The sequence below is a fragment of the Propionivibrio dicarboxylicus genome (assembly GCF_900099695.1).
GTDB classification, from domain to species: Bacteria; Pseudomonadota; Gammaproteobacteria; order Burkholderiales; family Rhodocyclaceae; genus Propionivibrio; species Propionivibrio dicarboxylicus.
This window is the reverse complement of record NZ_FNCY01000019.1, coordinates 1-24,370: the sequence shown is the minus strand read 5'-3', so window position 1 is coordinate 24,370 and position 24,370 is coordinate 1. Positions and strand designations below refer to the sequence as shown.

Sequence of the window (24,370 nt, the reverse complement as noted above, 5' to 3'; positions counted from 1 at the left end):
TTGCTCGGAGCGGCGCAGAAGATGCCTCGGAGCGTCAACAGACTTTCCAGCATTCCGCGAGCGCGACGCCGCCAGGGGCGGGTCCGTCGTCGCGTCGCCAACGCCGGACGGCGCGCTTGAGCGGTTCGTTTGGGAGCCATTCGAATTTTCTCGTCCATGAAACAATCTTGAGAGGAGTGAAACATGCGAATCGATGAATACAAGCGCGTCCTGAAAGAACTGGGCGAAGATGATCTGGATAAGATCGTCGTCAGACGATCGGGCGACTCGCTGATGCTGGAATGCCCGATTAATCCGCCGCCGGGCTGGGAAAAATTGCAGGGGGCGCTGAGCCGGCCGCCTTCGCCAACGCAGAGAGTCCCGCACGGAAACCCGGCGACGCAGACTCCGGGCCAGGAACCGCTGCCGACGAATGCATTTCTCACCGGTTTGATGGCAGACCTGACCGCAGCCTTTGGCGAAGCGATCGCCGTCGACTGCCTCCGCTCCGACCTTCTCCGCGGCACGCAACTGACCGCGCGTCAGGTCATGACCATCATCGGTCAGGCCGAAGCGAAGGAGGCCCGGGTTCGTCAGCAGAACGATGGCGCGATTTCGACCTATTTCAGGGACGTAGAGTGGGCAAATTTTGCCAAGAGCAATTTGTCCGTCGAGGCCGCAAGCTTTGTCAGGAAGCTCGCTGCCGCGCTGATCCAGAACACGCCGGAATATGGGCGAGAATCGCTCTCCCGCAGTCACTTTCACGATGCGGAAGCTCGGGCGCTGTCCGTCTATTTTGCGATCGAGGCCATGCTGACGAAATATGTACGAGCACCGGAAGCCGCACTGTCGCTCATCCTGGACCGCATGAGAAAGACTGACGCACAAGTCGTTCTTCAGTCCTGGCCGGGCTACGTTATCGCTGCGTACCTTTACGAAAAGCTCGACCCGACCGCGAGAAATTCCCATGAGAAACAACTGTTGAGCAAGCTCTGCAACGCGAGCCCGGTGTCAGCCGATTCCAGCAAGGCCATCGCTTCGCGCTTTATAGCGCTTTTTATCCACCAAATCGAGGAAGCCCAGAGGCCTGAAGTCCCCCCGGGCGATGACGATGCCGTCGACCTCGCGGTCAGGGAAGCGTATACCTTCGCTGTCGAACTGCTTGGAACAATAGCCGACGAGCATGCGCAACAATTGACCTTGATCGCGCAAGATGCGGGGATCAGCGACTGGACGAAAGACTTCCTGATGACGCAAATCGACGGCGTACCGATCGACTGGCCACGTTTTGGGGCCATTGTCTCGCTTTCAAGCCTGGATTTGTCGTCCGTGTCGACGCGACTCTTCGATCTGCTGGGAATGATTTGCGATACCGCCATCCAATTCGCCGAGCTGAGCGAGATCGAATCGCCTTTTCACGGCGAGCAACTTCTCCCAACCTTGCTGACCGTTGGCTTCGGCCGCCTGACGCCGGCTGAGGTGCGCGTCGTTCTCGACGCATTGGACAGCGGCTCGGGCCAAGCGATGCCAAATGACGTAAGCGTCGCCGACCAGCGGATGTTGAAGGAGGCTTACGAAATTGTCACCTGTCAGTTTCGCTCTCGCACCGGCGAAGCGGGGCCGGATTTTCAGCTCTACTTCAAGGCAAAACTGGCATCAGAGCGAAGTTCATATTACGACATCATGGAAAATCGTCCGTTTCATGTGAGTTTCATCGACGATCTTTGCGACGCAGTCATAACGATCAAAGATCCTGGCGGCCGAGCTATCATCGACAAGGCTTTGCTAAAGCGCCTCGATAGCGACCGGCAGTATGACTACGTTATGACTTCGCTGCTCGACACCCTTGCTCCACTGCTCGATCGCCATGGCCTGGCGAGGCCGATTGAACTCACAAAGCATGAACTGATTGAGCGTTTCGTATGCAGTCTCAATGACCTTGACAAGGCCTTTGCCGATACCTGCATGCAGACGCTTTTCGGTCAGTCAGACAAGGGCCCGGCAGAGGTGCTGTCATTATCGGACGGCACGCCGATCGTGAAGGTGGATAACTCCTGGAAGAACACCGCGACCGTCACCCTGATCAGCGTCGCCGAAGACTCTGTCCGGTTGAGCTATCACTATTGCATTTCGCAGCTGAAATCGGCCTTTGACGCGACTGGCAAGAGCATTGCGCTGGACAGCAAACGGAGCCAGATCCGCATTAGTGCCGACATTACGATAAGTCGCGACATGTTCGCCAGGAAGCTTGCAACGCCGGTTCTCTGCGATGCAACGCTGGTGCCGTCGCAGTGGCCGGCGGATAAGTCGTATCGGGAGCCGACAGGCATCGACTTGCAGCGGTGGAAAGACGAACACCACGCGGCGCGGCGCAAGGATCTGATCGCTTTCGCTACCGCCACGGGTATGCAGGAGATCGTCACGACCGCCCTCGATACGTTCGAGGCGATTGAGGCGTTCCAGGAAAACCCGTCGCGCGAGGCGGCATTCGCGATCTATGCGCTCATCCAGAATGACGCCTTTGCCTTCCTCAGCGACCGCAAACCTCTGGCACGGGTGCTCGACACGATTTACCCGATGCTTGAAACCTTTCCGGTGGTCGATGCGCTGAACCTCTTCACTGACGCGCTCGCGCATCTCGATTCGGCCAGCATGGCGCATGGAAAAGCGATCAGTGCCATCCTCGAGCTGGCCGATCGCATCCGGAGTACCGACGAGCATCAGGATTTCCGGGACTTTGTCGCGTTGCGCAATTTGCTCTCGGTGAGCGATAAAGCGCTCTCCGAAGTGCTCAACAGTGACCAGAAAAAACTGCTGGGTCGATTGCGCCTCGCCCTGAGGGAACTCTTGGTCGAACCTGATCCGATCCTGTTTTTTCAGCTGGAGAAAGCAATCAGCGACTATCTCGAAGAGAACGTATTGCGCGATTTTATTGAGCACGAGATCGCGCAGAGCATGCGTGAGGGCGCCAACCAGTAAACGCCCGGCGCCCGCCGCCGGCGGGCGCTTTTCGCCAATGACGGCAATCGCGTTCGCGCTGATGTCAATGTCTTGGGCAGCTAAGAATCCCCGCGGTTTTCGAGCGAAGTCGTGAGACTTCGCCCGATGCGGGTCTCACGACAGCTTGAGAATGTTCCGGTGCTGTTCCATCAGTTCCGCCAGATTGGCGATGCCGCGTTTCCGGTGCTGCTCCAGGGCTTCCCGGGCCAGGCTCGGGTTGCCGTCGCGGATGGCCTTGAGCAAGCGTGTGTGTTCGATGGTCGATTCCTCGGTGCTCTTGCGCAGCGAGAGCATGGTCAGTCGCGCGCGTTGGGCACGGCCCCAGAAGTTGTCGACGACTTCGGTCAGGATGCGGTTGCCGGACAGGCTGACCAGGGCGCAGTGGAAATCCTCATCGGCTTCGGCCCAGGCCTTGATGTCGCCGCTCGCGTGCGCGATTTCCATGCGTCGCGTTGTCTTTTCGAGCAGTTTCAGGTCGCTGTCGGACAAATTGCGGGCGGCGGCGAGTTCGACGGCGAGCGCCTCGAGACTGGTCAGGATCTGATGGATCTCCTGGATGTCCTTGAGCGAGATCGGCAAGACGCGCATGCCGTGCCGTGGCACGACCTTGACCAGGCCATCGCGCTGCAGGCGGATCAGTGCTTCGCGCACCGGCGTCCGGCTGACGCCCAGCTCTTCGGCAAGCTCCTGTTCGAGGGCCTGGTGGCCCGTTCCCCAGATGTTGTACAGGATCCGGTTGAGGATCTCGTGATAGACATGATCAACCAAAGTCTGCGGCTTGGCGTCGGCGGCTTTTGTCGATTTCTTGGTCATGGTGATGGTTTCCAGTGTTCAGCGTCGGTCGCTGTGGCCGTGTGCCGGTCGGTGCCGACGGGGTGATTCCTCGCGCTTCGATGCCATGGCCATGGCGCCGGGAACGATAACGAATACGTTGATTATACTGGCCTCATCCGCTGGCATGCGATTCCTCCGGGAAATGGCAGGGCAGCAGGCGTCCTTGCAGGATGCGGACGGTGATGCCGGCGCTCAGGTAGGGCTTGATCTGCTGCCGGAAGGCGAGGCAATGCGGCATCTGCAGATGGCGGTGAAAATCGTCGAGCGATCGCCATTGTTCGACAACCAGGATTTCGTCCGGGGCGTGCTCCTGATTGGCGAGACCCTGGTCGAGGTCGGCGGTCGGTTCGTAGGCGAGGCATCCCGGCTCCGCCGCCAGAACCTGCGGAACCAGTTGCCGATAACAGTCGAGCGCGAGCGGCATGCAGCCGGGGCGGACGCGGGCGCGGGCGAGTACATAAATCATTCGGTGTCCCTCTGAAATGGCGCGTTGAAAGACGTCCTGCATACGATAGCGAATACAACAACGTATCCGTTGACAAATAATTATACATACTTTAACGTATGCATTAACGCATTGCGCACGTCGTGCAGAAAAGGGCGGTTCCAGTCAGATGCAGCGGCACTATCGACCGCGTCGCATCAATCATTCGAACAGGAGAGGCAGATGAAGCAAGGTGTCATCATCGCGTTCATGGGTAAGACGCAAGATCGATTCTGCGAATACAACAGCCCGAAAACGACGCTGGAAAAGCTGCAGATGGTGCAGCGGGTGAAGGGCTTCGACGGCGTCGAGATGGTCTTCCCGCACGAAACGACAACGCCGGCCGGGATCAATCAGATGATGAGCGATCTGGGGCTTCACTGGGCCGCGATCAACGTCAATGTGAAAAAAGATCCGCAGTTCGTGCCGGGCAGCCTGTCGCGACCGGTGAAGCAGATTCGCGAGGATGCCGTGGCGATGATCAAGAGCGCCAAGGATTTCGCCAAGGCGGTCGGAGCGCCGCTGGTGACGTGCTGCCCCTTGTCCGATGGTTACGACATGCTGTTCCAGATCGATTACCAGACGGCGTGGAAGTACATGATCGAAACGATCGGCGAGGCGGCGGATTATCTCCCGGAAATTCCGCTTTTCCTGGAGCCGAAGTATTCCGAGGTGCGCGTGCACTGCCAACTCGACAGCACCTCCAAGGCCTTGCTGCTGCTCAAGGAAGTCGGCAACCCGAACACCGGTATCACCCTCGATCTCGGCCATTCCATCCAGAGCCAGGAAAATCCGGCGCAGATGTTGGTAACGACGATCGAAAGCGGTTTCGACGCCTATATTCATACCAATGACAATGACACGAAAGCCGATTGGGATCTGGTCGGCGGCAGCCGCCATTTCCTGAATTACGTCGAACTGCTGTTCTGGGCGAAAGAATGCGGCTACAACAAGTATTTCACGACCGATGCTTCGCCGCGGATATTCAACATCATCGATTTCTTCGAGCGGCACGCGGAAGTGAGTCTGGGGATCTGGAATCTCGTCAATAAACTCGATCCCAAGAAGTACCGCCGCCTGATGGCGGAGGAGAATTACAACGAATTGATGTCGCTGGTGACGCGCGAGATCTATCGGGTGCAGTGAATTGAATCACAGCGGTAATCGGTAACAGGAAATGCTTTTCAACAGTGCGGGGATGTTTCGACCAATAACGATGTGAGGCCAAGGAGGTTGTATGAACACCATCAAGCAACTTTTTCGTATTTCCGTTCTTGCTGCCGGGTTCGCTGTCGCATTCAGTGCCGGCGCCCAGACAGTCCTGAAGTTCAGCCACACCGACCAGCAGCAAGGCGCCCGGCAGGCGGGCGCGCAGATCTTCGCCAAGAAGGTCGCCGAGTACACCAACAACCGCTACAAGGTGAATGTCTTTTGCTGCAGCCAGTTGGGCAACGATCCGAAGAACATCGAACAGCTCGTTGCCGGCGGGATCGACTTCACCGTTTCCGCCACCGGTTCCTACGCGCCCCATCTCGATTCACTGAATCTGACGATGCTGCCTTTCCTCTTCGACAGCTATGAGCAGGGCTGGAAGTTCTACGACACGTCGGCCTGGCTCAAGGCCCAGTTCGACAAGGCGCCGGCCAAGGGTTTCCGTTTCCTGGCGACGTGGGAAGCCGGTTTCCGCAGCATGACGACCAAGGACGTGCTGAATTCGCCGGCCGATGCCAAGGGCAAGAAACTGCGGACCTTCCCGAACGAAATGATGCGCTGGTTGCTTGAAGACGTCGGCTTCGGCGTGCAGATCATGCCGCTGCCGGAGGTCTATCTCGCCATTCAGCAGGGCGTCGTCGCCGGTCAGGAAAATCCGGTCGATACGATCTATTCGAACAAGTTCTACGAAGTGGCGCCGCACGTGACGCTGACGAAACACGTCTATAGCCCGATCCCCCTGGCGATTTCGGAAAAGACCTGGCAGAAGCTGTCGCCCGAAGACCAGAAGGCGATTACGCGCGCCGCTCAGGAAGCTGCCGACTGGAACCGCGCCAAGGTCAAGGAAGACGAGGAAGGGCAATTGGCTGAAATGGCCAAGAAGGGGGCCAAGATCAACAGTCCGAACCTGACGCCGTTCCGCGATGCCGTCAAGCCGACCTACGAGCGGGCGAAGGCCAAGTGGGGCGCCGATGTTGACGCCGTGCTTGCCGAAGCCGCTTCGATCCGTAAAGCGCTGCCGGTCAAGAAATAAAGCGCGGGGTGCTTGGGGTGATGGGGGTGTTCACAATCAACCGCAATCAAGGCTTGATAGTGAACACCCCCGGGAGAAAGGGGAACGGTGTGTCAAACGTAGCGATTAAGGAAATTCTGCCGCGCGGGCCGCAGCAAGCATGGCCGATCCACCTGCTGGCGCGGGTGGTCGACTGGCTGCTGGTCCTGGCGGCGGCGGTGATGATCGTCCTGGTGTTCTTCAATGTCTGTGCGCATGCCGCCGGCCATGACATTGCCGCGACGACGGAAGCCTGCGAACTGATGATGGTCTGGGTCTCGTTCCTCGGCGGCGCGTCGATCATCCGGCGCGCCGGCCACATGACCATCACCGAGTTCATCGACAAACTCGGCGAGCGGCCGCGCCGCTATGCCGATTTCATCGTCCAGTTGTTCGCGCTCGGCGTGCTGTGGATTCTGCTCCGCAACGGACTCATCATCATCGACAACAACTGGGGCAACATCCTCACGGTACTGGGCATTCCGATGTCGGTCCAATACATGCCGCTCTCGATCGCCAGCGGGATCGGCATGGTTTTCGTGCTGTATGACCTTTACCAGATTCTTTGCGGAATATCGCGCGAAGAGCGTTATGGAGCGGACGAATAATGCTGACCATCCAGGTTTTTGGCGTCTTCTTCATCATCGCGCTCGCCGGTATTCCGCTTTTTTATGCGCTGATCGCGACGACCGCAGGCATGGTCTATTTCAAAGACCTGCCGTATCAGATGGATTCCTTGTTGCTGAATCTGATCGCCGGCGTCGAGCCCTTCATCCTGATCGCCGTGCCGCTCTTCATCTTCGCCGGTGAGTTGCTCTCCCGCGGCGGGGTCGGCAAGCGTATCGTCGCTTTCGCCAGCGCCCTGTTCGGTTGGATGCCGGGTGGCATGGGCGTCGTCACCATCGTTTCCTGCCTGATGTTCGGTGGCGTTTCGGGGTCGGCGATCGCTGATACCGCGGCGATCGGCTCGCTCGTTGCGCCGACGATGAAGGAAAAGGGCTATCACCCGGACTTCACCGCCGCGCTGCTGTCGGTGGCCGGAACGCTCGCCCTGCTGATGCCCTTGTCGATTCCCTTCCTGGTCTTCGCCTTCATTTCCGGCGCTTCGATGCGCATCCTGTCGATGTCCGGCGTGATCCCGGGACTGATCTGCGCGGTGGCGCTGGCGATCGTCTGCATACGCTACGGCAAGAAGACGGGCTGTGACAACGGATCGCAGCGCGCCTCGCTCAAGGAAATCTGGGTCGTGACCAAGGACGCCGGCCCGGCGCTCTTGATGCCGGTGATCATCGTCGGCGGTATCTGGACGGGCGTCTTTACCCCGACCGAAGCCGCGGCGGTGGCCGTGGCCTATGGCCTTGTCATTTCGCTGTTCCTCTACAAGGATCTCAAGTTCCGCGATCTGCCGGCGCTCGCGCTCAAGGCTTTCCAGACCAGCGCCTCGGTGCTGCTGGTGATCGGCGCGACCGGCGTGCTGTCCTGGCTGCTGACGGCGGAAATGGTCGCGATGCAGCTGGCCGAATGGATCCAGTCGGTGGCGAGCCAGCCCTGGCAGTTCCTGCTCTTGCTCAATATCGTGCTGCTGCTGCTCGGAATCTTCATCGAACCGCTGCCGGCGATGCTGCTGACGGCGCCGCTGTTCCTGCCGATGGCCCAGGCCATGCAGATCGACCTGGTGCTGATGGGCGTCATCATGGTGATGAATCTCTCGATCGCGCTCTACACGCCGCCCGTCGGGGGGACGCTGTTTGTCGCCGCCAAGCTCGCCAAGGCGAGCATCGGCGGGATGTCGAAACACATCATGCCGCTGATGGCGATGAATATCGCTGTGTTGTTCCTGACCTCCTATGTGCCGTGGTTGTCGAAGATCCTGCCGCGGCTGCTTTTCGGTGTGGGCTAGGCGAGGCGCGATGATGCAACGAATCCTTTCCGTTTCCGCCGCCCCGTATGACGGGTATGCCTTTCCCGAGGTGCTCGACAGCCTGGCAAGCTGTGGCGTCAGCCATGTCGAGCCCGCCTTCATCGTCGGCTACACCGAGCCGTTCGACGAGGATGCCTTCACCGCGGCGCAGGCGCGTCGTTATGTCGAATGGATGAGAGCGAGCGGCCTGCATTGCTACGCCTTTTCGTCGCACATCGATCTCGGGCGTCCGGACGCCGTCGAGGTTTTCAGCCGCCGCATGGATTTCGTCGCCGGCGTCGGGGCGACGGTCATCAATACCAATGCCTCGGCGCGCCCGGACAGCGCCCGTTTTTTTCGCAACATCGAAACGCTGATTCCTTATGCCGAACGCTTGGACCTGGTGATCTGCCTGGAAAATCTCGGCGACGGTAGCGACAATTTGCTCAGCACGGCGCAAGACGGCATCGAGCTGATCCAGCGCATCGGCAGTCCGCGCGTGCGCTTGAACTATGACGCCGCCAACACCGCCTCGCATCGGCCCGAAGACGGCTTCGACGGCGTCAATCCGGCCGATGACGCCATTCTCGCCCTGCCGTATTGCGGCCACGTCCACATCAAGGACATCCGGATAAGCCCGGAGGGCTATTTCTTCACGCCGATCGGGGAGGGCGACATCGGCTGTGGTCGCATCCTCGACGCGTTGGCGGCGACGGCGCTCAACCTGTCGATCGAGTTGCCGCTGCGCCTGCATCGCGGCGCTGACGCGTTGCCGCGGCGACGTCTGCAGCCGGTGCCGCGCGCCGAGATCGAATCGGCCGTGCGGGCCTCGCTGGCCTTCGTTCGTCAACACCTCGCTGCGTCTTAGTTGCGCTTAGCTGCATTTCTCAGGAGAGATCATGAATCGTGTCATCAATCATCCCGACCTGGTGGTCGAGGACATGCTCAAGGGTATCGTCGCCGCGCATCCGGAACTGCAGGCCACGCCCGATAATCCCCGCGTCATCAAGCGCAGCTGCGCGCCGGTGGCCGGAAAAGTCGGCATCGTTACCGGCGGCGGATCGGGGCACGAGCCGGCATTCCTCGGCTATGTCGGCGAAAACCTGGTCGACGCGGTCGCCGTTGGCGAGATCTTTTCGTCACCGACGGCCAAGAGCTTCTTCGATGCGATGAAAGCGGCCGACGGCGGCCAGGGCGTCGCCTGTCTCTACGGCAACTATGCCGGCGACAACATGAACGTCAAGATGGCGATCAAGATGGCCGAACGTGCCGGTATGACGGTCAGGACCGTCGTCGCCAACGACGACGTGCCGTCCGCGCCCAAGGGCGACGAAGCCAAGCGGCGCGGCGTCGCCGGTGAAATCCTGATGTGGAAGACAGCCGGCGCCTGCGCCGCGCTGGGCGGATCGCTCGACGAGGTCATCGCCGTCGCGCAGAAGACCATCGACCGCACGCGCAGCATCGGCATCGGCCTGTCGTCCTGCGTGATTCCGGCGGCCGGGAAAGCCAATTTTCATATCGAGGACGGCAAGATGGAGGTCGGCATCGGCCACCACGGCGAGCCCGGCACGAACGTCGCCGATACGGTGAGCGCCGAGCAGATGGCGAAGATCATGGTCGGGACGGTGCTGCCGGACTTGCCCTTTGGCCGCGGCGACCGCGTCGCGGTGCTGATTTCCGGCCTCGGCGCGACGCCCCTGATGGAGCAGTACATCTTGTACTCGGGGGTCGAAAAAGCCCTGAGCGAGGCGGGGGTGACGGTGGCGGTGCCGCTGGTCGGCAATTTCTTCACTTCGCTCGAAATGATGGGCGTCACGCTCTCCGTGCTCCAGCTCGACGAGGAACTCGAGAAACTCATCACGCATCCGTGCGCGTCGATCGGCTTCAACCGGAAATAGCACTTTCGCATAGGGAACGAGAACACCATGAATCAAGGCATCGACCTGAAATCATCCGGCGCCATCGTCCTGGCGCTGATCGACATCATCAACGAGAACCGCGCCTATCTGTCGGAAATCGACGGCGCGATTGGCGATGGCGACCATGGCATCAACATGAGCAAGGGCTTCTCGCAGTGCCGGGAGGCGCTGCTCGCCAAAGCGGAACTGCCGGGGTTGGCGGAAGCGCTCGACACGCTGGCGATGACGCTGCTTGAAGGCATCGGCGGCTCGATGGGGCCGCTTTACGGCAGCTTCTTCATGGGGCTGTCGGAAGCGCTGGCGGGGCATGCGCAGCTCGACGCGGCGCTGTTCGGGAAGGCGCTGGCGCAAGGCGTCGAGGCGGTCGAAAGCGTCGGCAACGCCAAGGTCGGCGACAAGACGCTGATGGATACGCTGATTCCGGCGCGCGACGCCTATCAGGCGGCGATTGCCGGTGGCGCCGATTTCCCGGCCGCCATTGCGGCGATGCTCGAGGCCGCCGAAGCCGGATGGCGCTCGACCAAGGATCTGCAAGCCCGGATCGGCCGCGCCGCCCGCCTCGGCGAGCGTTCCATCGGCGTGCTGGATGCTGGGGCGACCTCCTGTTTCCTGTTGCTGCAGGGACTGGGCAAAGGCGTCGTTTCCCGTTTGGCATAGCGCGGCGGCGGTCAGGACGGATTCAGGGGCTTGATCGGCTTGTTGTGACGATGAGGATGAGAAATTGAAAATCGCGATTGCGGGTGACTCTGTCGGTATCGAACTTGCCAAAGTGCTGTGTGCGCATGTGGCGGCACTGCCGGGGATGTCGGTGACACACCTGAGCCTGGCGCCCGATGGCCGCGAAGAGCGGTATGCGGAGATCGCCGAGCGCGTCTGCCGGGCGATTCTGGCTGGCGAATTCGAGCGCGGCATCCTCTGTTGCGGCACCGGCATCGGCATGGCGATGTCGGCCAACAAGGTGCCCGGCATTCGGGCTGCCCAGACGCACGACAGCTTTTCGGCCGAACGCGCGGCGAAAAGCAACGATGCGCATGTCGTGACGCTGGGCGCGCGCGTGGTCGGGACGGAGTTGGCAAAAACGATCGTGAGCGTCTGGCTGGCCTCGCATTTCGATCCGGCGGGACCTTCGGCCGGCAATGTCGAGGCGATCACGACGCTCGAACGGAAATATCGGTCGATCATATGAACTCGCCGGCGTCCCCCAATTCGTCTTCGCTGGTGCCGGCGATCAACGGGGCGGCGTTCGATTTTGTCGGCCGGGGTCTGCATCGTCCGGAATGCGTCCTCTGCACCGCGCGCGGCGATGTGTTTGCCTCCGATTGGCGCGGCGGCGTTTCGCATCTCCTGCCGGACGGAAGCCAGGGTGCCTATCTCGGGCGCCTGCCCGACGGCGGCGCATTGCGGCCGAATGGCATCAGCCTGGAAGAGGATGGCTCCTTTCTCATCGCCCATCTCGGCGACACCACCGGGGGCGTCTATCGGCTGACCCGCGGCGGCGGCGTCAGCGTCTTTCTCGACCGTGTCGACGGCGATCCCTTGCCGCCGACCAATTACGTCTTCACCGATCGCGTCGGACGACGCTGGATCACCGTCAGTACGCGGCATGTCCCTCGGGCCGCGGCGTATCGCGGCGATGTTGCCGATGGCTTCGTCGTCCTGGTCGATGACAAAGGCGCGCGGATCGTCGCCGATGCGCTGGGCTACACGAACGAGGCCTACGTTTCTCCCGATGGAAATGCGCTGTACATCAATGAAACCTTCGGGCGCCGCTTGCTGCGTTACGCGATTCTGCCCAATGGCGATCTGGGGCGGCGTGAGGTCGTCACCGAATTCGGCACGGGCGTCTTCCCGGACGGGCTGGCCTTTGACCAGGACGGTTGCGTCTGGATCACCAGCATCATCAGCAACCGGGTGATCCGGGTCTTCCCCGACGGCAGCCAGCAACTGATGATCGAGGATGCCGATACGGACCATGTCGATTGGGTCGAGGATGCATTCCGGAGTGGCACGCTTGGCCGCCCCCATCTCGACAACGCCGGCAACACCGTCCTGAAAAATGTCTCCAGCATCGCCTTCGGTGGCGCCGGTTTGCGCACGTTGCATCTGGGCTGCCTGCTTGGAGACCGCATCGCGTGCCTGCGGCAGGATGTCGCCGGGTACCCGCCGGTGCATTGGGAATACCGCTAGAAGTCATGCATGAACGCACCAAAGCCCAGCCTTGTTGACCGTGCGTACCATGAACTCCAGGACAGAATCCTGTACTGCAAATGGGGGGAGGGCTTTCACGCGCTCGAACGCGATGTCGTCGAGGAGTTGGGGCTGAGCCGGACCACGGTCCGTCAGGCGCTCGACCGGCTGCAGGGCGACGGGCTCATCAAGCTGGTGCCGCGGCACGGATTTCATGTCCTGCCGGTATCCAGAATCGATCTCCAGGAAACCTATCAGGTATTCACACGCCTGGAGTCGCTGGCGGTGGACCTGGCGTCGGCGCGCTCGGTGCCGGACGACGAATTGGCAGCGCTGGACAGCCTGAACGAGGCCATGGATTCGGCATACGGTCGGGCCGATTACGGGGCCTGGATACGTGTCGACGAGGGATTTCACAATCAACTCGTCGCTGTGTCCGGCAACCAGGCCTTGGTCGATATTCACCGGCGCTTCTGGGCGCAGTTGCAACGCGCGCGACTGAAGATGCTTTCCCTCACGTCGATTCCGGCCGAGTCGACCGGGCAGCATGAGCGGATCGTCACGGCCATTCGCGCACGTGACCGCGCGGCGGCGCGCGAAGCACTCGAAGGACATTTTGCCCACATCGTCGATTACCTGGCCCGTATGCCGGCGCCATGTTTCGACATGCTGGAAAGCTTTTCACGGGAGCATCATGATGAGTGTCGCGGCTGAATTAAGAGCCTATTTCGGTAGGGCCGCCGGCGCGGCCCGCGAGCCCTACCGAAATAGGCTCTAAACATCGCGGTATTGCCGGGAGACGGGATCGGCGATGAGGTCATGGCCTGCGCCGAGCGCGTTCTCGATCGAGCTTGGCGGCAGTCACGATTCCGACGCGATGACGATGAAATTTGTCGATGGCATTGGCGGGTGAAAGCGGCCTCTGCGTCACGGGGTGTCGGGCCGCTTCCTATTGACAGGGCGGACCTGGGGCGGGATGCTGGCTCGCAGTCAAGAATTGGAGGAACGATGAGGGTTGAGCCTGGGAGGCTTCCGGATGTGTCGCGCGGCGTGCTCATGGTCATGAGCGCCGTGGCCATTCTCGCCGTCTGCGATTTCGTCACGAAATATCTCACGCGCTACTATCCGATTCCCCTGATTGTCTGGGCGCGCTTCACGTTTCATCTGCTCCTGATCGTGGCGACACTTGGGCCGCGCCTTGGATTCGCGCTGGTCAAAACGCATCATCCGTTCATCCAGCTTGGGCGGGGCTTGTCGCTGGTGATGGCGTCGGCATTCTTTGTCAGCGCGCTGAAGTACATGCCTTTGGCCGAAGCGACCGCCGTCGCCTATCTGGCCCCGATTCTCGTGACGCTGATGTCGGTCCTGTTTCTGCGCGAGACCGTCGATCCCGGGCGATGGCTTGCGGTGTTCTTCGGCTTCGCCGGCGTACTGACGATCATCCGGCCTGGCAGCGACGTCTTCACGTGGGCAGTCCTGCTGCCGGTCGGCAATGCTGTTTCGTATGCGTCGTATCAGATATTGACGCGTCGCCTTGCCGGCATCGACAGCCCGCATGCGTCGATTTTCTATGCCGGATTGGTGGGTTCGATGCTTTCGTCCTTGCTGTTGCCCGGCGTTTGGGTGATGCCGCAAACGCCCTTGCATGCCGCCGCATTGGTGGGGGTCGGTGCGGTCAGCGGTATCGCGCATCTGGTCCTGATCCGGGCGTACGAACTTGCGCCGGCATCACGGCTTGCACCCTTTGGATATTCGCAACTCATCTGGGTTGCGGCGATCGGCTTTTTCGCGTTCGGCGATTTCCCGGATTTCTGGTCGCTTGTCGGGATCGGCGTCCTGGTGTGCAGCGGACTCTATCTTGCCGTGTGCGAGCGCAAACGATAGTGCGGTTTCCTGTATGCAAAAAAATGCCTCGCCGGAAAACCGGCGAGGCCAAGCGTCATGGAATATCGATTTGTCTTACTTGGCGGCTTTACCCTTGTCGACCGAGAACTTGTAGACGATCTTGCCGCTGTACCATTCACCCGGCTTGATTTCGGTGGTCGGGAAACCGGAGTGGTTGACCGAATCCGGGAAGCGCGAGGGTTCGAGACAGAAGGCACTGCGGAAGTTGTACACCGTCGAGCCCTTGCCGAGATCGCGCGGCAGCTTGCCTTCGAGGAAGTTACCCGAGTAAACCTGGACGCCGGGTTCGGTCGACCAGACTTCAAGTACGCGGCCCGATTTCGGGTCCATTATCTTGGCATTGAGGCCGAGGTCGCTCGGCTGCTTCAGGCTGATGACATAGTGGTTGTCGTAACCGTTGCCGGCCTTGAGCAGGTCGTAGTCGGCCTTGATGTCCTTGCCGAGCGCCTTGGGCTTGCGGAAGTCCATCGGCGTGCCGGTGACGTCGCGGAAGTTGCCATTCGGCACCAACGCGGCCGACACTTCGAGCACCTTGTCGGACGGCACCGTCAGGATGTGATCCTCGATCGAGCTACCGAGATCGCCGGAGAGGTTGAAGAAAGTGTGGCCGGTGAAGTTGGCGACGGTCTTCTTGTTGGCGGCGACGGCGTCGTAGCTGATGACGAGTTCGTTGGCGTCGCTCACCGAGTAGACCACCTTGACCGGCAGGTCGCCCGGGAAGCCTTCTTCGCCGTCCTTGAACAGGATCGTCATCTGAACGGCATTTTCGGACAGTTGCTTGGCGTCGAAGACGACGAAGCGCGAGCCCTTCTTGCCGCCGTGCAACGTGTTCTGGCGCGGTGCCGCGGGCGGTGTCGACAAGTCGTTGATGGCGAGCTTGTATTCGGTGCCGTCGAGCGAGAACGTGCCGTTGGCGATCCGGTTGGCATAGCGTCCGATGAAGGCCCCCATCGAGCCCTGGCCGCCGAGGACCTGGTCGATCGTCTCGTAACCCTGGGCGACGTCGCCGAGCTTGCCGTTGCGGTCGGGGACCAGGATCTGTTCGACGCGGGCGCCGTAGTTGGTGACCTTGACGACCATGCCCTTCTTGTTCTTGATCGTGTAGAGGCCAACTTGCTTGCCATCGACTTCTTTTTGGAAGTCGACGTCGCGCAGTTCGACGAATGCCGGCGCCTTGGGTGCGGCAGTCTTGCCGGCGGCGAACACGGCGGCGGGTGCCAGCAGCAGTGCGCTGGCCGCGCACAGGGTCAATGCGGTTGTTGCCTTTTTCATTGGACTCCTCCTGGTTTGTCGTGATTATTGCTTTGGCTTCAGAACCACGCTCGAGCGGACGTCGTACCGTCTGGTTTGGCTTGGTGGCCTGACCAAAGCGATTATAGGACGCTGTTCTGCGCCCGTGCAATAAATTGTTGTTTCGACAGGAGGAGGATGCCTGGGAGTCTGTTTCGGCGGGGCTTGCGGCCCACGATGCCAGCCGAAACAGGCGCTTAGTTGTCGGTGAAGTAGTCCGGGTATTGGCTAACCACTCTTGGCAAGGTGGCCAGGATGCCGCGCAGATGCTTTTCCATCAGCTGGGCCGCCAGGTCGGCGTTGCCGGCTTCGATCGCATCGACGATGGCAGCATGTTCGCCGGCCAGTTCGAACTTCGATTGGGCGAAGTCGAAGGAGAGGAAGCGGACGCGATTCATCTGTGCCTTGATGCTTTCGGTGACGCGCCAGGCATATTCGCGGCCGGCATGCAGGGCGATCGTGCGGTGCATTTCCTCGTCGAGTTCGAGGAAAGCGTGAGCATCGCCGGGCGCCGTCTCTTTCTGCTGGGTGATCAGCTGGCGCAGCCGGTTGATGAGTTCGGCGTCATGTTTCGCGCTGACTTCACGCACGATCGAGACCTCGATGATCTCGCGCAGATGGCGGGCATCCAGCACTTCCTTGACCGAGATCTTGCGCACGAAGGTGCCGCGCTGCGGACGCACTTCGACGAGTCGTTCCTCGGCGAGCTTGATGAAGGCTTCGCGCACCGGCTGCCGGCTGATGTCAAATCGCTTGCTCATCTCGATTTCCGAAATGATCTGGCCCGGCAGCAGTTCGCCTTCGATGATCGCCGCGCGCAGCAGGCGATGCAGCTGGCTGCCGATCGATTGCGATTCCTGCGGCAGGAAATTTTGGATTTTGACTTCTGGGCTATTCTTCATGAGGAGTTCCCTGGGGCCGAGTCTTGTGATTCGTCGACGGCAATGATACACTTTCTGCTATACAAGTATAGCATTTGTATTATGTGTGGTCTCTCGGTGCGGTGCCGCGAATTTCGTTTCGAGGCGCATTCTATCGATAAAGCGGAAAAAGAGGAGAGTAGTGTGGCTACAAGAATTTGCGAAGCGAGTCTGTCGAGCTTGCCGGCTGGCGTCAATCGCCCGACCTATGATCGTCGCCAGGTGACGGCGTCGATCGTCCATCTCGGTCTCGGCGCCTTCCACCGCGCGCACCAGGCCTTCTTTACCGAAGCCGTGCTGGCGTCGGGCGACCTCGCCTGGGGCATCGTCGGCGCCGGTATGCAGTCCTCCGGCATGCGCGATGCGCTGGCGCCGCAGGACAATCTCTATGTGCTGTCGGAAGTCGGTGCCGATTCGGAGCGCCTGAGCGTGATCGGTGCGATCGTCGATGTCGTCGGCGGCGCCGAGGACAGCGAGAAGGCCCGCCTGCTGGCGAAAATGAGCGACGCGAGCACGCGCATCGTCAGCCTGACGGTGACCGAGAAGGGCTATTACCTCGACATGTCGACCGGCCAGTTGCAACCGCAGAATCCGGCGATCGCCGCCGATCTCGCCGATCCCTCGCATCCCAAGACGATCCTCGGCCTGATCGCCGAATCGCTGCGTCAACGCCGTGCCGCGGGCGTCCTGCCGTTTACGGTGCTGAGCTGCGACAACCTGCCGAACAACGGCAAGCTCGCCCGCGCCGCGGTGCTCGCCTATGCGCGCCAGCTCGACGCGGACCTCGCCGCCTGGATCGAGGCCGAAGTGTGCTTTCCGTGCACGATGGTCGACCGCATCACGCCGGCGACGACCGACGCCGACCGCGCGCAGATTGCCGCCAAGCTCGGCGTCGAGGATGCCTGGCCGGTGATGACGGAGCAGTTCGTGCAATGGGTCATCGAGGATAAATTCACGATGGGTCGTCCGGACTGGACGATCGGCGGCGCGGTCTTCTCCGACGAGATCGAGCGCTGGGAAAGCATGAAGCTGCGCTGCCTCAACGGCGCGCACTCGACGCTCTCCTATCTCGGCCAGCTGACCGGCCGTGAGACGGTGGCCGAGGCGATGGACAGCGCGCTGATCTGCGACGTGCTCGACCGCCTGTGGCGCGAGAACCGCGATGTGCTGAAGGCGCCGAAGGGCGTCGATCCGGCGAGTTACATCGAGCAGCTCAAGCGGCGTTTCCGCAATCCGGCGCTCAAGCACAAGACGGCGCAGATCGCCTCGGACGGTTCGCAGAAGTTGCCGCAACGGCTGCTGGCCCCGCTGCGCGAACGCATGGCGCTGGGTCTGGCGTCGCCGGCCATCGCCACGGCGATCGCGGCCTGGATGCATTTTGTCCTCAAGGTGGCGCAGACGCCGGGCGGCGTGCTGAGCGACCCGATGTCGGCGGCGGTCCTCGAGCGCGCGCGTCAGGCGAACGATGCGGCCGGCATCGTCGATAGCCTGCTCGGCCTGGAAAAAATCTTCGGTCAGGATCTGCCGGGCAACGCCGTCTTCCGCAAGGAATTGCTGGCTGCGTTTGCCGAATTGGCGGCGAACCCCGACGTGGCGACGGCGACGATCGGCGCCTGAACGGTTTGAACTTTTTTGTAACACGACTCTGGAAATGGTGAAGCTATGAAAATGACGTTCCGCTGGTACGGGGAATCCGATCCCGTCACCCTGGAAAATATCCGTCAGATCCCCGGCATGGTCGGGATCGTCTCGGCCATCTACGATGTGCCGGTGGGTGAAGTGTGGCCGGTCGAGAAGCTGCAGGCGCTGCGCGATCGCATCGAACGCGCCGGGCTCAAGTTCGAAGTCGTCGAGAGCGTGCCGACGCACGAGGACATCAAGCTCGGCAAGCCGAGCCGCGATCGCCTGATCGCCAACTTCCAGCAGAACATCCGCAACTGCGCCGCGGTCGGCGTCAAGGTGATCTGCTACAACTTCATGCCGGTCTTCGACTGGACGCGGACCGAGATGGCCAAGGAACTGCCCGACGGCTCGACGACCTTGTCGTTCGACGCGGCCGAGGTCGCCAAGATCGATCCCGAGAAGGGCATTTCCCTGCCCGGCTGGGACGCCAGCTACAAGCCCGAGGAACTCAAGGCGCTGCTCGAGGAATACAAGTCGGTCGATGAGCAGAAACTGTGGGCCAACCTGGAATATTTCCTCAAGGCGATCATCCCGGTGGCCGAGGAAGTCGGCGTCAAGATGGCGATGCATCCGGACGATCCGCCCCGGCCGATCTTCGGCCTGCCGCGCATCATGAAGAACCGCGACGATTATGCGCGTCTCATCGGTATCGTCGATTCGCCGTCGAACGGCATCACGCTGTGCTCGGGTTCGCTCGGCGCCGACCTGTGCAATAGCGTCGAATCGATGGTGCGCGAATTCGGCGCCAAGGGCCGCATCCACTTCGGCCACCTGCGCAACGTCAAGGTCGAGGCCGACGGCAGCTTCTACGAATCGACGCACCGTTCCTGCGACGGCTCGCTCGACATGGCGGCGATCGTCAAGGCCTACTACGACACCGGCTTCGACGGTTACTGGCGTCCCGACCACGGTCGCATGATCTGGGGAGAAACCGGCAAGCCCGGCTACGGCCTCTACGACCGCGCACTCGGTGCCGTGTATCTGAACGGCTTGTGGGAAGCCGTCAGCAAGTACGGCCGCGCCTAAGCGCTTCGGAAAACGGCGGCAGGCGCAAACGCTGCGTCAGCCGCCGAGTTCCTGTGAAATCTTTTGCGCCGTCGCGATGACTTTTGCGGCGACGGCCTTTTCGCCGAGTTCCTTCAGCTTGGCCGTCGTCAAGGACACCGAGACCGAGTACGGCATATTGCCCATGACGTCGAAGATCGGTGCGGCGACGCAGCAGATGCCCATCTCGTTTTCCTCGCGGTCGACCGCATAGCCGCACTTTTCGATCGCGGCGATTTCCTTGTGCATGGCGGCAAGGTCGGTGATCGTGTTGCGCGTCAGCGTGGTAATCTCGTCGCGATGCGATTCCCAGTAGGCGTCGATCTTGCCCTTGAAGGCATGGGTCAGGAACAGCTTGCCCATCGCCGAGCAATACAGCGATATATGCTGTCCGACATAGGCGCGGGTGCGGATCATGCCGCGGTTCGCTTCCAGCTTGTAGATCATGATCGCCCGGCCGTCCTCGAGCGAGGACAGGTTGACGGTTTCACCGGTATCGAGGTTCAGCGCTTCCACGTGCCGCGCGGCGACGTGGATGACGTTCAGCGAGGATAGTGCCTTTTGCCCGACCGCGACGCACTTCGTCGTCAGGCGGTAACTGCCATGCGTTGGCGCCGCCGTGACGTAGCCGGCGCTCTGCAGTCCCTGCAACAGACGATGGGCCGTGCTCTTGCTCAGTCCGGTCTCCTCGGCCAGGCGGGCGAGCGGACAGCCGTTCGGATAGTTGCTCAATTCTTCCATCAGTTGCAGCCCGCGGAACAGGCTCTGCGTGCCCGACGGGCTTTCGTTGTCGTTATTTGCCACCAGAGGGCTCCTGCGAGTGGTGTGGTCGATGGTCGTCGAAACCGGAATCCTGCCGTATTCCGGCGCTAAATCAAAGCGGTCGGCAGTTTCTTGTTGCCAGCGATATCGGGTTCCGGAATGGTCTGCGACGCGAAAATGGCTTGACAGCGCCGACCTGCTTTTATATTCTAACAAGCAGAACGCAATTCCGAAAGATAGAATTTGATCCGGTCGGTGGTGCGCTGCGGCAGCGAATGCGCTGTGGCATTTTCCGGGCCTGGAAATCCGACGGTATTGGCGTATCAGTGCAGGCTTTGTTCGTGCCGGGAAAGCCGCGCGACGGCGGCGCCTCACCTCCTCGAGGGTGCCGCCGTCGCGCGACGGCACATGCGGAAACGCATGCCGGTGCGGACGTTTTTATTCAAGGAAAACGCGATGATATTCGGACACGTCAATGATCTTGAGTCGGCCTTTGGCTGGCTTCCCCGTCCTCTCAAAACTGCCGTCGAACATTTGCACAAGACCGACTTCCTGTCGCTTCCGGCGGGCAACTACGATCTCGAGGGCAAGGACATCTATGTCCAGGTCATCGACATGACGACCAAGCCTTTCGCCGAGACGCGCGCCGAAGTGCACCGCCAGTACATCGACGTGCAGTTTCTCGCACGCGGACGCGAAAAAATCGGCGTCGCCGCCGACACCGGTAACAACGCCGTGGCCGAAGACCTGCTTGCGCAGCGCGACCTGCTGTTCTATAGCGGTATGGAAAACGAATCGACGCTGACGATGACGCCCGGCAGCTTCGCCGTTTTCATGCCGACCGACGTGCATCGTCCGGGCTGTGCGTTCGACGCGCCCGAGGCGATCCGCAAGGTCGTCGTCAAGGTGCGTCTGTCTTTGCTCGAAGGAGTTTGATGATGGCAACGATCCAGTGGGGGATGATCGGCTGCGGCGCGGTCGCCGAGGTCAAGAGCGGGCCGGGATTCTACAAGTCGAACAATTCGGCGCTCGTCGCCGTGACCAGTGCCGATGTGGCGATGACGCGCTCCTTCGCCGAGCGCCATGGCGTCGCCAAGGCCTATGACACGACGGCCGAACTGCTCGCCGATCCGGCGGTGCAGGCCGTCTATGTGGCGACGCCGCCGTCGTCGCACAAGCCGCTCGCGCTCGACGTCGCCAAAGCCGGCAAGCATGTGTATGTCGAAAAGCCCATGGCCATGCGTTTCGAAGAGTGCCGCGAGATCGTCGAGGTCTGCGAGCAGCGTGGTGTGCGCCTGTTCGTCGCCTTCTATCGTCGCGCCATGCCGCGTTTTCTTCAGATCAAGCAGTGGATCGATGCCGGTGTCATCGGCGAGGTGCGCACCGTGCGCGCCGTCCAGCACCAGCGCCCGGCGCCCGAGGATCTCTCGCGTGCGACGCTGCCGTGGCGGCTGATTCCCGCGGTGTCGGGGGGCGGCAAGTTCCTTGACATGGGCATCCACGAACTCGACCTGTTCGACTTCCTCTTTGGCGCGATCGAAGAGGTGCATGGCATCGCCAGCAACCAGGCCGGACTCTATGACGTCGAGGACACCGTCACGGCGACCTGGCGCCATGCCAGCGGCGTGCAGGGCTTCGGCTCGTGGTGTTATGTCTGCGGCAACGACGAGGACTACGTCGAGATCGTCGGCTCGAAGGGGCGGATCTCCTTCGAGTTCTTCTCCGACAAGCCGCTGAAGCTTGTCACCGACACCCAATCGGTCGACATGGATATCCCGAATCCGGCCCACGTCCAGCAACCCTTCATTCAGAGCATCGTCGACGATCTCAATGGCGTCGCGCCGTGTCCGGGCAACGTCGAGAGCGCCGTGCGCTCGACCTGGGTGGCCGACGAAGTGCTCAAGGGCTACCGCGCGCAAAAGGGTTATTGATCCTGGCGAACCCGCCGGATCCCGCCGCAACGAATTGAATGCAAGAACCGAGAGGAGTTAGCAAGACATGCCACGCATTACGTTTGACGAATTGAAGGCCGAATTCCAGCGCGTCCTGATCAAGAAGGGCTGCGATGCAGAAAGCGCCGAGTTGTCGGCGCGCTTGATGGCGGAAACCACCTGCGACGGGGTCTATTCCCACGGCGTCAATCGGTTCCCCCGCGTCGTCGAGTACATCGACAAGGGCTATATCGATCTCAAGGCCAAGCCCACCTGCGTCGCCGCCATGGGCGCCTTCGAGCGCTGGGACGGCAACCTCGGTCTTGGCAACGTCAATGCCAAGCGTTCCATGGATCGCGCCATCGAACTGGCGCGCGAACACGGCATCGGCTGCGTCGCGCTGGCCAACACCAACCACTGGCTGCGCGGCGGTACCTACGGCTGGCAAGCGGCCGATGCCGGCTGCGTCGGCATCTGCTGGACCAACACCCAGCCGAACATGCCCGCCTGGGGCGCCAAGGACCGGCGTATCGGCAACAACCCGTTCGTCATGGCGGTGCCGCGTGCCGAAGGGCACGTCGTCGTCGACATCGCGATGGCGCAATTCTCCTACGGTCAGATGGAAAACAAGGCCTCGCGCGGCGAATTGCTGCCGGTCCCCGGTGGTTATGACGAACAGGGCCAGCTCTCCTGCGATCCGCGCGAGATCTCCAAGACCTGGCGCGTGCTGCCGATCGGCTACTGGAAGGGCTCGGCGATGTCGATCGTGCTCGACCTCGTCGCCGCCGTGCTCTCGGGCGGACGCTCGACGCATGGGGTCGGCAAGCTCGGCGCCGATGAGTACGGCCTGTCGCAGATGTTTCTCGCCATCGATGCCACGCGCATCGCCGGCGACGATTATCTGGCCGCAGCGGTCAACGAAGCGCTCGACAATCTGCACGGCTCGGTGCCGGTCGATGCCGGCAAACCCGTGCTGTTCCCGGGCGAGAATTCGGCGGCGATCCGTGCTGCCAATCTTGCCAACGGCATTCCCGTCGATGACGGCGTCTGGGCCAAGATCCAGGCATTCTGAGCCGTTTTCGGGAGCGAATCATGGAAACGCGCGCATGTGTCTTGTACGGGCAGGAAGACGTCCGCATTGAAACCCGCGAGGTCGGCGAGGTCGGGCCGACGCAGGTGTTGATCCGCATCGGTGCGGGCGGCGTTTGCGGGTCGGACATCCACTACTACTGGGAAGGCGGCATCGGCACGATCCGTGTGACCGAACCGATCGTCATGGGCCACGAGGTGGCGGGCACGGTGGAAGCGGTCGGCGAGCGCGTCACGCGTGTGCGTCCCGGCGACCGCGTTGCGGTCAGCCCGAGCCGTCCCTGCGGGCGCTGCAAGTTCTGCCTGGCTGGGGAACCGCAGCATTGCCTCGACATGCAGTTCTTCGGCAGCGCCATGCGCAAGCCGCATACGCACGGCGGATTCCGCGACCGACTGGTCGCCGAGGACGTCCAGTGCGAACCGATGGGCAACGAGGTTTCGCTCGGCGAGGCAGCCTGTACCGAACCGCTCGCGGTGGGGGTGCATGCCGTCAAGCAGGCCGGCAGCCTGCTCGGCAAACGCGTGCTGGTGACCGGGGCCGGACCGATCGGCGCCTTGCTGATCGGCGCGGCACGGGTGGCGGGCGCGCAGGAAATCGTCGCCATGGATATTTCCGAAGCGCCGCTCAAGGCGGCGCTGCAGATGGGCGCCAATGTCGCCATCAACGCGGCGCAGGAACCCGATCGTCTTTCGGCCGAATATTCCGCTGACAAAGGCTATTTCGACGTAGTATTCGAATGTACTGGCGTGGGCGGCGTGCTGAAACAGGCGTTTCCGGTGATTCGTCCGCGCGGCACCATCGTTCAGGTCGGTGTCACGGGCAGTGCCGACATTCCGATCAATGCGCTGGTCGGCAAGGAAATCCGTCTGGTCGGCACGCATCGCTTCCACCCGGAATACGCGGTGGCGGCGCGGCTGATCCGTGAAAAGCGGATCGATGTGCGGCCGGTGATCACGACGACGCTGCCGATGGAACGGATCGCCGAGGCGTTTGCGATCGCCCGGGACCGGTCGTCGCAGATGAAGGTTCAACTGTCGTTCGGCTGATCCGGCCGGACGCTTTGCAAGCAAAAGGGGAGTAAAGGGATGTTTTCAAGGCTGTTGCTGAAGTCGCTCGAATGGCTGCTGATCTGCATATTCGGGCTGATGGTATTGCTGGTATTCGGGAACGTGGTGCTGC

23 protein-coding genes are annotated in these 24,370 nt (G+C 61.5%); 18 read left to right on the top strand and 5 right to left on the bottom strand.

Annotation, left to right across the window (positions count from 1 at the left end; all coding sequences use genetic code 11):
• Window positions 1-183: 183 nt before the first annotated feature.
• Entirely contained in the window at window positions 184-2,958 is a 2,775-nt protein-coding gene (locus BLR25_RS17320; RefSeq protein WP_091939419.1) for a hypothetical protein, read from the top strand.
• A 135-nt stretch (window positions 2,959-3,093) separates the two neighbouring features.
• Here BLR25_RS17320 and BLR25_RS17315 read toward each other — a convergent pair whose 3' ends face one another.
• Both BLR25_RS17315 and BLR25_RS17310 read right to left on the bottom strand, forming a co-directional pair.
• The gene (locus BLR25_RS17315) at window positions 3,094-3,792 is read right to left on the bottom strand and encodes a GntR family transcriptional regulator (RefSeq protein ID WP_091939418.1); all 699 of its coding nucleotides are present in this window, start codon (window positions 3,790-3,792) and stop codon (window positions 3,094-3,096) included.
• 133 nt (window positions 3,793-3,925) lie between these two features.
• A complete protein-coding gene (locus tag BLR25_RS17310; RefSeq protein WP_176785967.1) occupies window positions 3,926-4,279 on the bottom strand; it encodes a putative quinol monooxygenase in 354 nt (117 codons plus the stop codon).
• Between the two features lie 201 nt (window positions 4,280-4,480).
• Between BLR25_RS17310 and BLR25_RS17305 the strand changes: the two genes are divergently transcribed.
• From BLR25_RS17305 to BLR25_RS17260, 11 genes are all read left to right on the top strand, one after another.
• Complete coding sequence (locus BLR25_RS17305) at window positions 4,481-5,443, top strand: sugar phosphate isomerase/epimerase family protein (RefSeq protein ID WP_091939415.1); 963 nt, start codon at window positions 4,481-4,483, stop codon at window positions 5,441-5,443.
• Between the two features lie 91 nt (window positions 5,444-5,534).
• On the top strand, window positions 5,535-6,542 hold the full coding sequence (locus BLR25_RS17300) for a TRAP transporter substrate-binding protein (RefSeq protein ID WP_091939413.1): 1,008 nt from the start codon (window positions 5,535-5,537) through the stop codon (window positions 6,540-6,542).
• An 89-nt stretch (window positions 6,543-6,631) separates the two neighbouring features.
• Window positions 6,632-7,168, top strand: coding sequence for a TRAP transporter small permease (locus BLR25_RS17295; protein ID WP_143009905.1), 537 nt, complete (start codon window positions 6,632-6,634; stop codon window positions 7,166-7,168).
• On the top strand, window positions 7,168-8,460 hold the full coding sequence (locus tag BLR25_RS17290) for a TRAP transporter large permease (RefSeq protein ID WP_091939409.1): 1,293 nt from the start codon (window positions 7,168-7,170) through the stop codon (window positions 8,458-8,460). Before BLR25_RS17295 ends, BLR25_RS17290 begins: the two co-directional genes overlap by 1 nt.
• 10 nt (window positions 8,461-8,470) lie before the next feature.
• Window positions 8,471-9,328, top strand: a complete 858-nt coding sequence (locus BLR25_RS17285) for a sugar phosphate isomerase/epimerase family protein (RefSeq protein ID WP_091939407.1) — start codon at window positions 8,471-8,473, stop codon at window positions 9,326-9,328.
• 31 nt (window positions 9,329-9,359) lie between these two features.
• Window positions 9,360-10,358: a dihydroxyacetone kinase subunit DhaK gene (locus tag BLR25_RS21400; protein WP_176785966.1), complete on the top strand. Its 999-nt coding sequence runs from the start codon at window positions 9,360-9,362 to the stop codon at window positions 10,356-10,358.
• Window positions 10,359-10,385: 27 nt separating this feature from the next.
• Entirely contained in the window at window positions 10,386-11,036 is a 651-nt protein-coding gene (gene dhaL / locus BLR25_RS21395; protein WP_176785965.1) for a dihydroxyacetone kinase subunit DhaL, read from the top strand.
• A gap of 64 nt (window positions 11,037-11,100) precedes the next feature.
• Complete coding sequence (locus tag BLR25_RS17275) at window positions 11,101-11,565, top strand: RpiB/LacA/LacB family sugar-phosphate isomerase (RefSeq protein ID WP_091939405.1); 465 nt, start codon at window positions 11,101-11,103, stop codon at window positions 11,563-11,565.
• Window positions 11,562-12,566 carry an SMP-30/gluconolactonase/LRE family protein gene (locus BLR25_RS17270; RefSeq protein WP_091939403.1) on the top strand — a complete coding sequence of 335 codons (1,005 nt, stop codon included), beginning with the start codon at window positions 11,562-11,564 and terminating at the stop codon, window positions 12,564-12,566. The genes BLR25_RS17275 and BLR25_RS17270 overlap by 4 nt, the downstream gene beginning before the upstream one ends.
• Window positions 12,567-12,575: 9 nt before the next feature.
• The gene (locus BLR25_RS17265) at window positions 12,576-13,280 is read left to right on the top strand and encodes a GntR family transcriptional regulator (protein ID WP_091939401.1); all 705 of its coding nucleotides are present in this window, start codon (window positions 12,576-12,578) and stop codon (window positions 13,278-13,280) included.
• Window positions 13,281-13,574: 294 nt separating this feature from the next.
• Window positions 13,575-14,450 (top strand): DMT family transporter, encoded by an 876-nt coding sequence (locus tag BLR25_RS17260; protein WP_176785964.1) that lies wholly within the window; start codon window positions 13,575-13,577, stop codon window positions 14,448-14,450.
• Window positions 14,451-14,525: 75 nt separating this feature from the next.
• Here BLR25_RS17260 and BLR25_RS17255 read toward each other — a convergent pair whose 3' ends face one another.
• Both BLR25_RS17255 and BLR25_RS17250 read right to left on the bottom strand, forming a co-directional pair.
• On the bottom strand, window positions 14,526-15,743 hold the full coding sequence (locus BLR25_RS17255; RefSeq protein ID WP_091939398.1) for an aldose epimerase family protein: 1,218 nt from the start codon (window positions 15,741-15,743) through the stop codon (window positions 14,526-14,528).
• A gap of 215 nt (window positions 15,744-15,958) precedes the next feature.
• The gene (locus tag BLR25_RS17250) at window positions 15,959-16,663 is read right to left on the bottom strand and encodes a GntR family transcriptional regulator (protein WP_091939396.1); all 705 of its coding nucleotides are present in this window, start codon (window positions 16,661-16,663) and stop codon (window positions 15,959-15,961) included.
• A 162-nt stretch (window positions 16,664-16,825) separates the two neighbouring features.
• On the opposite strand from BLR25_RS17250, the gene BLR25_RS17245 reads away from it, so the two are divergent.
• Window positions 16,826-18,298: a mannitol dehydrogenase family protein gene (locus tag BLR25_RS17245; RefSeq protein WP_176785963.1), complete on the top strand. Its 1,473-nt coding sequence runs from the start codon at window positions 16,826-16,828 to the stop codon at window positions 18,296-18,298.
• Between the two features lie 45 nt (window positions 18,299-18,343).
• Entirely contained in the window at window positions 18,344-19,390 is a 1,047-nt protein-coding gene (gene uxuA, locus BLR25_RS17240; RefSeq protein ID WP_091939392.1) for a mannonate dehydratase, read from the top strand.
• Window positions 19,391-19,426: 36 nt separating this feature from the next.
• Here the strand turns inward: uxuA and BLR25_RS17235 are convergent, their stop codons facing one another.
• Window positions 19,427-20,212 carry an IclR family transcriptional regulator gene (locus tag BLR25_RS17235; RefSeq protein ID WP_245715597.1) on the bottom strand — a complete coding sequence of 262 codons (786 nt, stop codon included), beginning with the start codon at window positions 20,210-20,212 and terminating at the stop codon, window positions 19,427-19,429.
• A 414-nt stretch (window positions 20,213-20,626) separates the two neighbouring features.
• Between BLR25_RS17235 and BLR25_RS17230 the strand changes: the two genes are divergently transcribed.
• The 4 genes from BLR25_RS17230 to BLR25_RS17215 all read left to right on the top strand — a co-directional run bounded on the left by BLR25_RS17230 (window position 20,627) and on the right by BLR25_RS17215 (window position 24,237).
• Window positions 20,627-21,106, top strand: a complete 480-nt coding sequence (locus BLR25_RS17230) for a NanQ anomerase/TabA/YiaL family protein (RefSeq protein ID WP_091939522.1) — start codon at window positions 20,627-20,629, stop codon at window positions 21,104-21,106.
• Window positions 21,106-22,101, top strand: a complete 996-nt coding sequence (locus BLR25_RS17225; protein ID WP_245715596.1) for a Gfo/Idh/MocA family protein — start codon at window positions 21,106-21,108, stop codon at window positions 22,099-22,101. The genes BLR25_RS17230 and BLR25_RS17225 overlap by 1 nt, the downstream gene beginning before the upstream one ends.
• A 67-nt stretch (window positions 22,102-22,168) precedes the next feature.
• Entirely contained in the window at window positions 22,169-23,173 is a 1,005-nt protein-coding gene (gene yiaK, locus BLR25_RS17220; protein WP_091939390.1) for a 3-dehydro-L-gulonate 2-dehydrogenase, read from the top strand.
• A 20-nt stretch (window positions 23,174-23,193) separates the two neighbouring features.
• Window positions 23,194-24,237, top strand: a complete 1,044-nt coding sequence (locus BLR25_RS17215; protein WP_091939388.1) for an L-idonate 5-dehydrogenase — start codon at window positions 23,194-23,196, stop codon at window positions 24,235-24,237.
• Window positions 24,238-24,370: the final 133 nt, after the last annotated feature.

Excerpts from the sequence above, each read along its gene's own strand:
- BLR25_RS17225 (WP_245715596.1), top strand. The coding sequence starts at position 21,106 with ATGATGGCAACGATCCAGTGGGGGATGATCGGCTGCGGCGCGGTCGCC.
- BLR25_RS17320 (WP_091939419.1), top strand. The coding sequence starts at position 184 with ATGCGAATCGATGAATACAAGCGCGTCCTGAAAGAACTGGGCGAAGAT.
- BLR25_RS17255 (WP_091939398.1), bottom strand. The coding sequence starts at position 15,743 with ATGAAAAAGGCAACAACCGCATTGACCCTGTGCGCGGCCAGCGCACTG.
- yiaK (WP_091939390.1), top strand. The coding sequence starts at position 22,169 with ATGCCACGCATTACGTTTGACGAATTGAAGGCCGAATTCCAGCGCGTC.
- BLR25_RS17215 (WP_091939388.1), top strand. The coding sequence starts at position 23,194 with ATGGAAACGCGCGCATGTGTCTTGTACGGGCAGGAAGACGTCCGCATT.
- BLR25_RS17300 (WP_091939413.1), top strand. The coding sequence starts at position 5,535 with ATGAACACCATCAAGCAACTTTTTCGTATTTCCGTTCTTGCTGCCGGG.
- BLR25_RS17270 (WP_091939403.1), top strand. The coding sequence starts at position 11,562 with ATGAACTCGCCGGCGTCCCCCAATTCGTCTTCGCTGGTGCCGGCGATC.
- BLR25_RS17250 (WP_091939396.1), bottom strand. The coding sequence starts at position 16,663 with ATGAAGAATAGCCCAGAAGTCAAAATCCAAAATTTCCTGCCGCAGGAA.
- BLR25_RS17290 (WP_091939409.1), top strand. The coding sequence starts at position 7,168 with ATGCTGACCATCCAGGTTTTTGGCGTCTTCTTCATCATCGCGCTCGCC.
- BLR25_RS17230 (WP_091939522.1), top strand. The coding sequence starts at position 20,627 with ATGATATTCGGACACGTCAATGATCTTGAGTCGGCCTTTGGCTGGCTT.
- BLR25_RS21400 (WP_176785966.1), top strand. The coding sequence starts at position 9,360 with ATGAATCGTGTCATCAATCATCCCGACCTGGTGGTCGAGGACATGCTC.
- BLR25_RS17265 (WP_091939401.1), top strand. The coding sequence starts at position 12,576 with ATGAACGCACCAAAGCCCAGCCTTGTTGACCGTGCGTACCATGAACTC.
- BLR25_RS17285 (WP_091939407.1), top strand. The coding sequence starts at position 8,471 with ATGATGCAACGAATCCTTTCCGTTTCCGCCGCCCCGTATGACGGGTAT.
- uxuA (WP_091939392.1), top strand. The coding sequence starts at position 18,344 with ATGAAAATGACGTTCCGCTGGTACGGGGAATCCGATCCCGTCACCCTG.
- BLR25_RS17260 (WP_176785964.1), top strand. The coding sequence starts at position 13,575 with ATGAGGGTTGAGCCTGGGAGGCTTCCGGATGTGTCGCGCGGCGTGCTC.
- BLR25_RS17315 (WP_091939418.1), bottom strand. The coding sequence starts at position 3,792 with ATGACCAAGAAATCGACAAAAGCCGCCGACGCCAAGCCGCAGACTTTG.
- dhaL (WP_176785965.1), top strand. The coding sequence starts at position 10,386 with ATGAATCAAGGCATCGACCTGAAATCATCCGGCGCCATCGTCCTGGCG.
- BLR25_RS17310 (WP_176785967.1), bottom strand. The coding sequence starts at position 4,279 with ATGATTTATGTACTCGCCCGCGCCCGCGTCCGCCCCGGCTGCATGCCG.
- BLR25_RS17305 (WP_091939415.1), top strand. The coding sequence starts at position 4,481 with ATGAAGCAAGGTGTCATCATCGCGTTCATGGGTAAGACGCAAGATCGA.